This is a genomic window from Mesonia sp. K7 (assembly GCF_003233725.1).
Classification (GTDB): Bacteria; Bacteroidota; Bacteroidia; order Flavobacteriales; family Flavobacteriaceae; genus Mesonia.
Genome location: NZ_QKQV01000003.1, coordinates 196,445 through 209,783, shown reverse-complemented (window position 1 = coordinate 209,783; position 13,339 = coordinate 196,445). Strand labels below are relative to the sequence as shown.

The window sequence follows — 13,339 nt, the reverse complement described above, 5'->3', positions numbered from 1 at the left end:
GATGATTGATTTTGTAAGCAAAGCGAAGTTTGTTTTACCAAGCCAAGAAAAGTATGTGCTCTGGATAATCGATGTGATCAAAAGTGAAGACTTCGAATTGGGAGAAATCAGCTATATCTTTTGTGAAGATGATTTTTTATTTAATCTGAATAAGGAATACCTCAATCACGATACCCTTACCGACATCATTACGTTTGATTACACCATCAACAAGATCTTGAGTGCAGAAATTTTTATTTCTACGGAAAGGGTAGAAGACAATGCAAAGGACTTCAATGTAAGTTTTGAAGAAGAATTGCGACGAGTAATGATTCATGGAGTCCTCCACTTAATGGACTTTAAAGACAAATCAGACAAACAAAAAGAGTTGATGCGTCAGAAAGAAAATGAAAAAATAAAAATGTTCCACGTGGAACAATAGCCAATTTTATGTTTGAAAGTAGATATGATGTAGTTGTTGTTGGCGGCGGTCACGCCGGAAGTGAAGCGGCAGCAGCGGCCGCAAATATGGGTAGTAAAACCTTGCTGATTACGATGAATTTACAAAACATTGCTCAAATGTCTTGTAATCCTGCAATGGGAGGAATCGCCAAAGGACAGATTGTAAGAGAAATCGATGCTTTAGGAGGTTACAGTGGAATTGTGAGTGACAAAAGCGCTATACAATTTAAAATGCTGAATAAAAGCAAAGGACCAGCTATGTGGAGTCCTCGAGTGCAAAGCGATCGCATGCGTTTTGCAGAAGAATGGCGTTTGATGTTAGAGCAAACACCAAATCTTGATTTTTATCAAGAAATGGTTGCCGGATTATTAATAGAAAAAAATAAAGTTGTTGGAGTAAAAACGTCACTTGGTATAGAAGTCTATGCAAAATCGGTGATTTTAACCAACGGTACTTTTCTTAACGGATTGATACATATAGGTGAGAAGAATTTTGGAGGAGGACGCTCAGGAGAAAGAGCGGCAACAGGAATCACTGAGGATTTAGTAAATATAGGATTTGAAGCAGGTAGAATGAAAACAGGAACTCCACCCCGAGTTGACGGGCGTTCTTTAGACTTCTCTAAAATGATTGAGCAGCCAGGCGATGACGACCCTGCCAAGTTTTCTTATTTAGACATCACACAGCCTCTCAAAGAGCAACGTTCTTGTCATATGTCGTATACTTCAGAAGAAGTTCATGATTTACTGCGAGAAGGTTTTGATAGATCGCCTATGTTTAACGGCGCTATAGAAAGTATCGGTCCGCGTTATTGTCCTAGTATAGAAGATAAAATAAATCGTTTTGCCGACAAAGACAGACACCAATTGTTTGTAGAGCCAGAAGGTTGGAATACCATAGAGTATTATATTAATGGTTTTTCTACTTCGTTGCCAGAAGAAGTACAGTACAAAGCACTAAAAGCAGTAAAAGGTTTTGAAAACGTAAAGTTTTTTAGACCTGGATATGCAATAGAATACGATTATTTTCCTCCAACACAATTAAAGCATACGTTAGAAACCAAGTTGGTTGACGGTTTATACTTTGCAGGACAGATTAACGGAACAACGGGTTATGAAGAAGCAGCTTCACAAGGCTTGATGGCAGGAATAAATGCGAGCTTAAAAGTGCAAGAAAGAGAAGAATTTATTCTGAACCGTGATGAAGCTTACATAGGCGTTCTAATTGACGATTTAATTACCAAAGGAACAGAAGAACCTTACCGTATGTTTACTTCTCGTGCCGAGTATAGAACGCTGTTGCGTCAGGATAATGCAGATTTCCGTTTAACGGAAAAATCTTATCGTTTAGGTTTGGCAGGCAAAGATAGATTGCAAAAAATGGAAGAAAAGAAGCAGCAATCGGAAGATTTTGTTTCCTTTTTTAAGGAAACTAGCGTTACTCCTGAAGAAGCAAACCCAGTTTTAGAAGCTAAAAATTCTGCCGCAGTTTCTCAAAGCGGAAAGATGTTTAAGATTTTTGCTCGTCCTAACATTACCATGCAAGACATGCGAAATTTTTCTGCTGTTGAAGATTATATTCAAGAGAATAATATCGGACAAGAAGCTTTGGAACAGACAGAAATTCAGATAAAATATTCGGGATATATTGAGAAGGAAAAAAACAATGCTGATAAACTGCATCGCCTTGAAAATATAAAAATCCCAGAGAACTTCGATTATTCTCATTTACAATCGATGTCGATGGAAGCGAGAGAAAAACTAAATAAGATTCAACCCAAAACAGTTTCACAAGCTTCTCGAGTTAGTGGTGTTAGCCCGGCAGATATTTCTGTTTTGTTGGTTTATATGGGAAGGTAACTTTCACAATGTTCCACGTGGAACATTGATGTAAAAATCTAAATTATTCTATTGAAAAAATCAAATCAAATATACCTTTCTTGTAAAGATTTTAGTGTAAGTCAAGAGCGCTTTGATTTGTTTTGGAATGAAGAAAAAGATATTTTAATCACGTCTCCCATTCCAGATATTTCGAAATTACCGAAATATTATAAAAGCGAAAATTATATTTCGCATACCGATGGAAAAAGAAATCTTTTTGAAAGAGCTTACCAAGCAGTAAAAAGTTTTATGCTTCAACATAAATTAAAACTGATAGAAAATTGTCAGCCTGTAAATAAAACCATTTTGGATATCGGAGCAGGAACAGGGGACTTTTTAGCATACTTAAAAAAGAAGGATTGGCAAGTTAAGGGAGTTGAACCAAATCCGTCTGCAAGAAATCTAGCAGAACAAAAAGGAATAACTTTACACCAAGATATTTCAGAATTACCTACTGATGATAAATTTGAGGTAATTACCCTTTGGCACGTGTTAGAGCATATTCCAGATTTAGAAAATTTTATTTTACAATTAAAAAGCCGTCTCACAGAAAACGGAGTTTTAATTATTGCCGTTCCGAATTTTAAAAGTTATGATGCGCGATATTACCAAAACTTTTGGGCGGCTTATGATGTGCCAAGACATTTGTGGCATTTTTCCCAAAAGGGAATAAAAAGACTTTTTGCAGCGCATCAATTTTCAATTCAAAAAAGTAAACCACTTTGGTTCGATGCTTTTTATGTGAGTCTGCTTTCCGAAAAATACAAATCGAACTCCAGCAATTTTATAAAACCTCTTTTTGTGGGTTTAATGAGCAATCTGAAAGCTATTTCTTCAAAAGAGTATTCGTCTTTGATTTATTTCTTAAAAAAAGACATTTAAAAAAGAATTCTCGAGCGTTTATCTGACAGAACAGGGTTTTGCCTAACCAAAAAGAAATAAGCTCCTAAATCGTTTTATTTTGCGCTATTCTTAATAAGAAACGCTTATTGATAAATGTTTATATATAAATATTTTTGATGACAAATTAATTTTTATAAGATTCAAATTATAATAGTACTTTTACCTAAATTTTAAAACAGATAAGAGAAATGAAAAAAATTGTTTTTGTTCTTATTGCCTCCATCGGATTAATGAGTTGTAATCAAGAAAAAACAGCTTATGTAGACAATAATGTCTTGGCGAGTGAATTTCAAGAAATGAAAGACACCGAAGCGAGATTTACAAAAAAGTCAGAAAAAATTAGAAAAGAGTTAGATTCTATTGCCTTAGCTTTACAAACCGAAATCCAGGAATACCAAGCTAAAATGGCTTCGATGTCTACTGCTGCGCGACAAGAAAGAGAAGCAGAATTGATGCAAAAGCAACAAACGTTACAACGTCAGCAACAAACACAGTCTAACTTGTTGAGAGAAGAAAGTGATCAAGTAATAGATTCTTTAATTACCAAAGTAAAAGATTTTGTGGCTGATTACGGAAAAGAAAACGGTTATACGTTTATTTTTGGATCTAACGATACTGCAAATATTATGTATGCCAAAGAAGGTAAAGATATTACACAAGAAGTTTTAAAGAAACTTAATGAGAAGTATAAAAAATAAAACAATTGTGTAACAAAGAGAATATATAAAAGTCAGACATTTGTCTGGCTTTTTTTTTGAGCAAAACCATGAAACAAACCTTACTTTTACTTTTCTTATTTACAACAACGATTTTCTATTCGCAGGATAATTTCACTTTAAGCGGAACCATAAAAGACGCTACTAATGGTGAAAGTATTTTTGGAGGTTCAGTATTCTTAAAAAATACAAGCATAGGAACTTTAACAAATGAATATGGCTTTTTCTCGCTTTCTGCACCAGAAGGTAAATACACTTTGGTCATTTCGTTTATAGGCTATAAAAGGTATGAACAAGAAGTAACTCTTGACGAAAGTCAAAAATTTGATATCGAACTCGAAGTAGACACCGCAGAACTCAATGAGGTAGTTATAGTCGCTGAAGAAACCGAAAAAGCCAGTTTAAAAAGTCCACAAATGGGGGTAAATAAACTTAAAGCGGAAACGATTAAACAAATCCCCGTGGTTTTAGGTGAAGTAGATGTGGTGAAATCGCTGCAGTTACTTCCTGGCGTGACTAACAACGGTGAAGGTTCAAGCGGATTTAACGTTCGAGGTGGAGCTGCAGATCAAAACCTGATTTTATTGGATGAAGCCGTAATTTATAACGCTTCGCATTTGTTTGGTTTTTTCTCTGTTTTTAATGCCGATGTGGTCAAAGATATCAAACTTTATAAAGGTTCAATTCCTCCGAATTTTGGAGGTCGGGTTTCTTCGGTTTTAGATATTAGACAAAAAGACGGCAACAGTAAAGACTATGAATTTACAGGCGGAATAGGAGCCGTTTCTAGCCGATTAGCAGCAGAAGGACCAATTTTTGGAGAAAAAGGTTCTTTTATTTTAGCGGGTAGAGGTTCGTATGCCCATCTATTTTTAAAAATTACCGATAACGAAAACAGTGCTTATTTTTATGATGCCAATCTAAAGACCAATTATCAGTTTAACGATAATAATAGAGTTTACCTTTCAGGTTATTTCGGACGTGATGTATTCGATCTTAACGGAATTGTAAACACCAGTTATGGCAATGCGACAGGCAACTTACGTTGGAATCATATTTTTAACGATAAATTGTTCTCCAACTTATCGCTTATTTATAGCAAGTATGATTATCAGTTGAATTTAGATTTTATCGAACTCGATTGGAAATCTGATATCGAAAATTACCATTTGAAGTACGACTTTTCTTATTTTCTCAACAATAAAATTAATCTGGACTTTGGCTTAGAAGCTATACGTTATGATTTTAATCCAGGCGAAGTAAAACCTTCCACAACAACCTCGCCAATCAATTACCGCCAATTACAAGAAAAACAAGCTTTAGAATCGGCATTCTATATGAATTCAGAGCACAAAATCACTTCAAAATTCACCGCACAATACGGTTTTCGCCTCAGCAGGTTTGACCGTTTTGGAGAAGAAAAAATAAATATTTATACCAATGATCAACCAGTGGTTTACAATCCCACACTTGGTATTTATGAAGAAGGTACAATTACAGGTGAAGAGGTTTACGATAACGGAGAAAGCATAGCAGATTTTACTAAATTCGAACCCCGTTTATCATTGGCTTATCAATATTCCGAAAAGGCATCCGTAAAGGCGAGTTATGCCAGAACAGCGCAATATATTCATTTAATATCCAACACGATTACAGCAACGCCATTAGACATTTGGGCTCCCAGCGGAAAATATATAAAACCACAGTTAGCCCATCAATATGCCATAGGCTATTTTAGGGAACTGGAAGAGGGTAAGTATAGTTTAGAAACAGAAGCCTATTATAAAACGGTAGACAATCGTTTAGATTATGTAGATGGAGCAGAGCTCATCGCTAACGAAAATATCGAAACTGAAATTTTAAGCGGAGAGGCAAAAGCCTATGGCTTAGAAGTTTTATTTCGAAAAAATAAAGGGAAACTTACCGGTTGGTTGGCATATACCTTATCAAAATCAGAACAACGAGCTTTTGGCGGAAATGCTGGCGGACTAGGGATTAACGAAGGCAATTGGTACTTGACTCCGTATGATAGAACACACGATATTTCACTTACAACCAGCTACCAACTGAATGAGAAATGGAGTTTTAGCGCTAATGGTATTTTTCAGACCGGAAGACCTGTCACTTATCCCAACAGCCAATATTTATATGAGGGGTTTTCGGTTGCTAACTTTGCTTCACGAAACGAAAATAGATTACCAGCATACCACAGAGTTGATGTTTCGGCTACCTTAAAACCTCAAAAAGCTAAAAAATGGAAAGGCGAATGGGTTTTTAGCATTTACAATGTTTATAACCGAAAAAATGCCGCTTCGATTACGTTTGGTCAAAACAGGGAAACCGGGAATAACGAAGCGACCAGAACAGCTATTTTTGGTATTGTTCCTTCAGTAACCTACAATTTTAAATTTTAGACAAATGAAAAAAACTAGTCTTGTATTTTTGTTTTTCATAGCTGGAATAAGCATTTCTTGTACCGATGTGGTAACGGTTGATGTACCAGAAGCAGCATCAAGATTGGTCGTTGAGGCCTCACTGGATTGGGAATTTGAAACCAACGGAAACAACCAAACAATTCGCGTAAGCCAATCGACACCTTACTTTACTGAGAATTTATACGAGCCCGTCACTACTGCTCAGGTAAAAGTAATTAACGAAGAAACCCAAGAAGAATTTGTTTTTACACACGCAGATAATGGCTATTACTTTAACGATACGTTTAACCCGATAATAGACAACAGCTACCGATTAGAAGTAAACAACGAAGAACACAGCTATCGTTCTACAGAAACTCTAGTGGAAGGAACAAAGATTATAGAGATTACACAATCGAAAGAAGAAGGTTTTGATGACGAAATCATTGAGATCAATATCGTTTTTGATGACAAAGAAAATGTTGAAAATTATTATTTGCTCAAATGTAAAAATCAAGAAATGGGCTTTTATAACTTCATAACAATAAGCGATGAGTATTTTGATGGAAATACCATAAGTGTTTTTTATGAACTTTTGGAAGATCAAGATACTGGCGTAGAACCTTTTGAAGCTGGAGATGTGGCAGAGGTAGAACTTTATGGAATCTCAAAGGCATATTATGACTATCTGACCTTGTTGATTAACCAATCTGAAGCTTCAGGAAATCCTTTTGCAGCGATACCCGCAGAACTCAAAGGTAATATTGTCAATGAAAATCCAGCAGCCGAGCCTGCATTTGGGTACTTTAGGTTAACCCAAGTAGATAAAACAACTTTTACTATTCAATAATTAAACTTTACGATGCAATAAGCGTGTAAGTTTAATCGATAAATCGGTCAAGATAATTTTAGAATTTCCGTTGCGCACGATGTGGTATATACTTTTTTCGAGCTCTTCAGTGATTTCCATAATGTTATTCTGATGTACAAAAGGAGCAAAGTTTTCTAACCTAAAACCTTCGGTTTCGGGTTCCATAAAAACCAAATCCTTGGCACCGTAGTTGAGCAACATCGATTGTCTAAAAAAATGAAGGCAATACAACAAAAACTGTTTTTGGGTCTCACGACCGGTTTTAGAGATTTCATCACTCCAAGCAATCAAATCGTTGATACTGCTTTTATTTCCTTTGGCTTTAAAAGCGGAGCGTACCCAAAAAACAAACCATTGTTCAAACTGAGAATCGTCACTGTCTTGACTTAAATAATGGTATGCCTTACAAAAATCGCCATCAGATTTGTGAGCAATTTTTTTAGCAGAACTTTCATCTACACCTCTGTTCATCAACTCTTGTGAAATATCTTTGGTGCTCAATGGCGGAAAATGAATCATTTGACATCTCGATTTTATCGTATCCAAAATCTGATCTTCACTTTCGGTGACCAATAAAAATACAGTTTGGTTGGGCGGTTCTTCGATGAGTTTTAAAATCTTATTGGCAGCCTGGTTGTTCAATTTATCTGCGTGCCAAATAACCATGATTTTGTAACCACCTTCGTATGATTTTAGGCTAAGTGTTTTCGAGATGTTTTGTGCATCGCGCACGTTAATGACACCTTGTTTGTTTTCGATGCCCAAAAAGTTATACCAATCATAAAGTGTGGGGTAAATATTAGAAGCGAGAAAATTTCGCCATTCTTCCGTAAAGTCTTCGGCACAATTATTTTTAGTGATTTTTTTGTTGTTGGCTGTAGGGTAAACAAAATGTAAATCGGGATGTGCAAATTTGTTTACTTTTAAGTTACAAGCTTCATTTCCGGTCGTGTTTTCACCTTGAGTGTTCTTACATAACAAATATTGTGCATAAGCAATTGCCGTAGCCAAAGTTCCGCTACCGTCCTTGCCCACAAACAACTGTGCGTGTGGCACACGACCGTTATCAGCACTTGTGGTGAGGTGGTTTTTGATGTGCGGTAAACCTAAAATACTCGAAAATAACATAGTGACGAAAGTAGTTAAATTTTAAAAAAGTAAAACCGGGATTTCCTCAAAACTTAGAATTAATTAAATTTGAGAAATTTTTTAGCAAATGAAGACATTAGACCAAATTGATTTTAAAAATAAAAGAGCATTGATAAGGGTAGATTTCAATGTTCCGTTAAACGAAAAATTTGAAGTTACCGATAAAACAAGAATAGAAGCAGCAAAGCCAAGCATCGACAAAATCTTAAAAGATGGCGGCTCTGTGGTCTTGATGTCTCATCTAGGAAGACCAAAGGGTAAAGACAAGGCATTTTCTTTAGGGCATATTGCCCAAACGGTAAGCGATGTTTTAGGGAAGCAAGTAAACTTTGTTGATGATTGTATTGGGAAAAATCCCGAAGAAGCATCCAAAAACCTACAACCGGGTGAAATATTGTTGTTAGAAAACCTTCGTTTTTATGATGAAGAAACCGCGGGAGATAAAGCTTTCGCTGAAAAATTGGCAAAGCATGGGGATGTTTATGTCAACGATGCTTTCGGTACCGCTCACAGGGCTCACGCTTCGACCACGATTGTCGCACAGTTTTTTAATGAGAAGTGTTTTGGAGATCTATTGGCCAAAGAAATAGAAAGTTTAGATAAGGTTTTAAATTCAGATAAAAAGCCCGTAACCGCAATTATTGGGGGCGCAAAAGTTTCTTCCAAAATTACGGTAATCGAAAATATTTTAGACAAAATAGATCACCTCATTATTGGTGGCGGAATGACCTATACGTTTATCAAAGCTCAAGGCGGAAAAATAGGCAATTCGCTTGTAGAAGACGATAAACAAGAAATTGCTTTAGAAATTTTAGCGAAAGCAAAAAAGAAAAATGTAGAAGTCCATTTGCCTGTCGATACTCTTATCGCCGATGATTTTAACAACGATGCTCAAACCAAAACCGTCAAAATAGATGAAATTCCAGCGGGTTGGATAGGTGTTGATGTAGGCAAAAAAACCATCGAAAATTTTGGTAAGGTTATTGAGGAATCTAAAATCATACTTTGGAATGGACCTTTGGGTGTTTTTGAGATGTCTAATTTTGCTTTCGGAACCATTTCTCTCGGAAAAGACATTGCTAAGGCAACAAAACAAGGCGCTTTTTCGTTAGTAGGTGGAGGTGATAGCGTTGCCGCCGTAAAAAAGTTCCATATAGAAGACGAAGTAAGTTATGTTTCAACAGGTGGTGGTGCCATGCTAGAAATGTTAGAGGGCAAATCATTACCAGGAATAGAAGCAATTAAAAAGTAAAAAATTCATAGGATGAAGAAATTTGTAATCAGTAGTTTACTACTCTTTACCAACTTATTTTTATACGCACAAGACAAAAAGGAAGTCGAAGGTGATATTGGCGAAAGTGTTCCTGTAGAACAAGACACTATCGTCAATTTTATTGTCGATTATGAAGAAGCAACTGCTATCGATTCGGTTTGGGCTTCAAAACTTTACAATTCAAAATTATATCCCCAACTAAGCTTATCAATTAGACAAATAGATCATCTTGATGAGGAAAGCATCATTAAAGAGGTTTCCACAGAATTATTAAAACAGCGATTGGAAGATCTGAACGCTAAAACACCATTTGTGATTGAGTACAATCCGACTTTAGAAAGTGTGATTAATTTTTATTTAAAACGAAATCGTAAAGCGGTGGAAAACTTAATGGCTCTTAGTCACTATTACTTTCCAATGTTTGAAGAAAAATTAGACAAATACGATATTCCGTTGGAGATGAAATATCTCGCAATTGTAGAATCGGCACTTAACCCGAGAGCAAAATCTAGAGTTGGCGCGACAGGTTTGTGGCAATTTATGTATGCTACCGGAAAAATGCACGGTCTGGATGTGACGAGTTATTATGACGAAAGAATGGATCCTGTTTTATCTACCGAAGCAGCTTGTAAATATCTAAAAAATCTTTACGATACTTTTCAAGATTGGGATTTGGCTTTAGCATCTTACAATTCTGGCCCAGGAAATGTGGCAAAAGCGATTAGAAGAAGTGGTGGTAACACTAATTATTGGGAGCTGAGAAACTATTTGCCTAGAGAAACTGCAGGTTATGTACCTTCTTTTATTGCAACCATGTATATGTTTGAGTATGCAGATGAGCACGGTTTTAAGCCTTATCAACCAGAAATTACTTATTTCGAAACCGATACGATTAAAGTAAAAGGACAAATCAAATTCGATCAGATTGAAAAAACCACAGGGGTCAACCGTGAGTTGCTTTCGTTTTTAAATCCGAGTTATAAATTAGAGATCGTTCCGTATATCGAAAACGAAAATCACTACATCAGATTACCAAAAGCAGAAGCGGGTGTTTTTGTTTCCAACGAAAGTGTGATTTACGATTACGCAAAAAAACTATTGGCGCAAGAAGAAGCTGAAGCGGAAGCAAAAAAAGCATTAGATGAACCTCAAAAAACCTATTACCGTGTAAGAAGGGGCGATTATCTAGGTAAAATTGCCGATAGATTTGGGGTAAGTATTTCGAGTATAAAACAATGGAATGGACTAAGAAGCAGTAGGCTTAACATAGGTCAAAAACTTACGATTTATAGTAAAAATGGCTCTGATATTGCTGAAAACACAGAAAGACAAGAGGTTTATACCGTTAAACCTGGAGACACTTTATGGAGCATTTCAAAAAAATATCCTGGAGTTAGTGTACAAAATATTCAAAATTGGAACGGTATTAGTGGTAAGAATATCAAACCCGGAATGAAACTAAAAGTGACCAACGGGTAAAATCAAGCTAACTAACTAACATTTTTACCATTTACCATGAGAAAAGTATTATTTCTTATCATTATCATAGCTACATTTTGGGCATGCGAAGATAAAAAGAACGACAAAGGATTATTGCCAGATTCTTCAGGGCGCATCAACAACATCAATATTATTGTTTCTAATGAGCTTTGGGAAGGCGAAATAGGAGAAGTTTTACGCAAAAATTTAGCTTCTGAAGTCGAAGGATTGCCACAACAAGAGCCTTTGTTTACCATTAACCAAATGCCTGCTGCAGCCTTTAAAGATTTTGCGAGAAACAACCGCACTTTTTTAAAAATAGATAAGTCTAAACAAACTTCTTTTACGGTTGTAAAAGACACCTTTGCTAAACCACAAACAGGAATTTTTATCACTGGGCAAAATGTTTCTGAGATTGTCAATAACATCAATACCCATAAAGATAAAATTATACGCAATTTTAAGGCAGCTGAAATAGCAGAACAACAAAGACGTATTCTTAAATCACTCAAAAAAGATGATCAACTAGAAGAAAACTTAGGAGTTTCTTTAAAGTTTCCTACGGCGTATCGTTATGCAAAAAACGAAAAAGATTTCTTTTGGATTCGCAAAGATATCCCTAACGGAAGTATGGAAATCCTGGTTTACGAAGTCCCTTTTTCGGTAATTGAAAAAGACACCAACATCGTTGGTAACATCATAAAAATGAGAGATTCTATCGGAAAAAAGTTTATTCCAGGACCAAATGAAGACTCTTATCTAGCGACAGAAAAAGCATTTGCACCTTACTTATTTGAAACAACAATAGATGGTAAATTTGCTTACGAAACCAAAGGAGTTTGGGATGTTAGAAATGCTTTTATGGCGGGGCCATTTATCAATTATGCAGTAAAAGATAAAGCCAACAATCGCTATGTGATTTTAGAAGGTTTTGTGTTTAAACCCTCCGCAACCAAGAGAGATAATGTATTTGAACTCGAAGCGATCCTAAAATCGGCTAAAATCAATTAAGATTTAGTTCTTATTTTCTACTTGATTTCTAGCGTTTGCATCTTTAGAATCCTTAACGTCTTCGTCTTTAGAAGCGTCCTTAAACTCTTTGATACCGCTACCTAAACCGCGCATTAATTCAGGGATTTTTCTTCCTCCAAATAAAAGAAGAATAATTAATACGATGACTACTATTTGCCATGCTCCGATAGCAAGAATTATATTTGATAACATAACTTCAAATTTAGTTCAACAAATTTAGCAATTAATATTCTAATTGCTCGTTAATATAATGGTAAATATACATACGAATATTATGCTATCTTTGTTTTCACGGAAGTAAAAAATATGGCAAAAAATAACCCAGAAAAGAAAAAATTTGCAAAGAAACTACTTCATAAGTACCGTCTCATTATCTTAAATGAAGACACTTTTGAAGAAAAAGTTTCTTTTAAACTCACGCGACTCAATGTTTTTGTAGCCGTTGGTCTTTTGTCTATTATTCTCATTGCCTCTACGACGATCCTCATTGCTTTTACCCCTTTGCGGGAATATATTCCAGGTTATTCTTCGGCAGAATTACGTAAAACCGCTACAAAATTGGTCTACAAAACCGATTCACTTCAACAAGTAATCAATAAGAAAAACCAATATTACGCATCCATTGCAAGGGTTTTAAAAGGAGAAGCTTCTCCGTATGATTTTACCGAAGAAGATGTTAACGAAACCACGCCAATAAACCCAGATAGTGTCGATTTAGAGCCTTCAAAGCAAGACTCGATTTTACGAAAAAAGGTCGAGGAAGAAGATAAATTCAATGTGTTTGACAAGGCAATTTCCAAAAGCGCTATCAAGCTTATGGTTCCGCTTAAAGGGAAAATTTCCGAAGGTTACAACGTCAAAGAGAAGCATTATGCAGTTGATATTGTCGTCAAAGAAAATACACCCGTAAAAGCCGTTGCCGACGGAACGGTAATTTTCTCTGAATGGACAGCCGCAACCGGTTATGTGATTATTGTAGAACACAGTTACGGTATGATTTCGGTGTACAAACACAATTCTTCGTTGGCAAAAGAGCAAGGCGAATTGATAAAAGCCGGTGAAGTCATCGCGATGACGGGTTCGACAGGCGAACTCACAACAGGACCTCATTTACATTTTGAGTTATGGAGTGATGGTTATCCGCTTAATCCAACCGATTTTTTAGAGTTTGAAGAATAAC

At 35.9% G+C, this 13,339-nt stretch carries 12 protein-coding genes; 10 read left to right on the top strand and 2 right to left on the bottom strand.

Annotation, left to right across the window (positions count from 1 at the left end):
* Nucleotide 1 precedes the first annotated feature (1 nt).
* The 6 genes from ybeY to DNG35_RS03715 all read left to right on the top strand — a co-directional run bounded on the left by ybeY (nucleotide 2) and on the right by DNG35_RS03715 (nucleotide 7,205).
* Nucleotides 2–421, top strand: coding sequence for an rRNA maturation RNase YbeY (gene ybeY, locus DNG35_RS03740; protein WP_111126415.1), 420 nt, complete (start codon nucleotides 2–4; stop codon nucleotides 419–421).
* An 8-nt stretch (nucleotides 422–429) separates the two neighbouring features.
* Nucleotides 430–2,301, top strand: a complete 1,872-nt coding sequence (gene mnmG / locus DNG35_RS03735) for a tRNA uridine-5-carboxymethylaminomethyl(34) synthesis enzyme MnmG (RefSeq protein ID WP_111126414.1) — start codon at nucleotides 430–432, stop codon at nucleotides 2,299–2,301.
* A 51-nt stretch (nucleotides 2,302–2,352) separates the two neighbouring features.
* Nucleotides 2,353–3,204 carry a class I SAM-dependent methyltransferase gene (locus DNG35_RS03730; protein WP_369908031.1) on the top strand — a complete coding sequence of 284 codons (852 nt, stop codon included), beginning with the start codon at nucleotides 2,353–2,355 and terminating at the stop codon, nucleotides 3,202–3,204.
* A 209-nt stretch (nucleotides 3,205–3,413) separates the two neighbouring features.
* Complete coding sequence (locus DNG35_RS03725) at nucleotides 3,414–3,923, top strand: OmpH family outer membrane protein (RefSeq protein WP_111126412.1); 510 nt, start codon at nucleotides 3,414–3,416, stop codon at nucleotides 3,921–3,923.
* A gap of 68 nt (nucleotides 3,924–3,991) precedes the next feature.
* Complete coding sequence (locus DNG35_RS03720) at nucleotides 3,992–6,355, top strand: TonB-dependent receptor (RefSeq protein WP_111126411.1); 2,364 nt, start codon at nucleotides 3,992–3,994, stop codon at nucleotides 6,353–6,355.
* Between the two features lie 4 nt (nucleotides 6,356–6,359).
* On the top strand, nucleotides 6,360–7,205 hold the full coding sequence (locus DNG35_RS03715; protein WP_111126410.1) for a DUF4249 domain-containing protein: 846 nt from the start codon (nucleotides 6,360–6,362) through the stop codon (nucleotides 7,203–7,205).
* On the opposite strand, the gene DNG35_RS03710 is transcribed toward DNG35_RS03715, so the two are convergent.
* Nucleotides 7,206–8,354 carry a DNA polymerase III subunit delta' gene (locus DNG35_RS03710; protein ID WP_111126409.1) on the bottom strand — a complete coding sequence of 383 codons (1,149 nt, stop codon included), beginning with the start codon at nucleotides 8,352–8,354 and terminating at the stop codon, nucleotides 7,206–7,208.
* A gap of 88 nt (nucleotides 8,355–8,442) precedes the next feature.
* Here DNG35_RS03710 and pgk point away from each other — a divergent pair, with 88 nt between their 5' ends.
* Genes pgk through DNG35_RS03695 form a run of 3 tightly spaced genes read left to right on the top strand, consistent with a single transcriptional unit; the run spans nucleotide 8,443 to nucleotide 12,138 of the window.
* Nucleotides 8,443–9,627: a phosphoglycerate kinase gene (gene pgk, locus DNG35_RS03705; RefSeq protein ID WP_111126408.1), complete on the top strand. Its 1,185-nt coding sequence runs from the start codon at nucleotides 8,443–8,445 to the stop codon at nucleotides 9,625–9,627.
* A 12-nt stretch (nucleotides 9,628–9,639) separates the two neighbouring features.
* Nucleotides 9,640–11,127 (top strand): LysM peptidoglycan-binding domain-containing protein, encoded by a 1,488-nt coding sequence (locus DNG35_RS03700; protein ID WP_111126407.1) that lies wholly within the window; start codon nucleotides 9,640–9,642, stop codon nucleotides 11,125–11,127.
* A 36-nt stretch (nucleotides 11,128–11,163) separates the two neighbouring features.
* Nucleotides 11,164–12,138 (top strand): DUF4837 family protein, encoded by a 975-nt coding sequence (locus DNG35_RS03695; protein WP_111126406.1) that lies wholly within the window; start codon nucleotides 11,164–11,166, stop codon nucleotides 12,136–12,138.
* 3 nt (nucleotides 12,139–12,141) lie between these two features.
* Here the strand turns inward: DNG35_RS03695 and tatA are convergent, their stop codons facing one another.
* Entirely contained in the window at nucleotides 12,142–12,351 is a 210-nt protein-coding gene (gene tatA, locus DNG35_RS03690) for a twin-arginine translocase TatA/TatE family subunit (RefSeq protein WP_111126405.1), read from the bottom strand.
* A 114-nt stretch (nucleotides 12,352–12,465) separates the two neighbouring features.
* Between tatA and DNG35_RS03685 the strand changes: the two genes are divergently transcribed.
* Nucleotides 12,466–13,338 carry a M23 family metallopeptidase gene (locus DNG35_RS03685; protein ID WP_111126404.1) on the top strand — a complete coding sequence of 291 codons (873 nt, stop codon included), beginning with the start codon at nucleotides 12,466–12,468 and terminating at the stop codon, nucleotides 13,336–13,338.
* Nucleotide 13,339 lies beyond the last annotated feature (1 nt).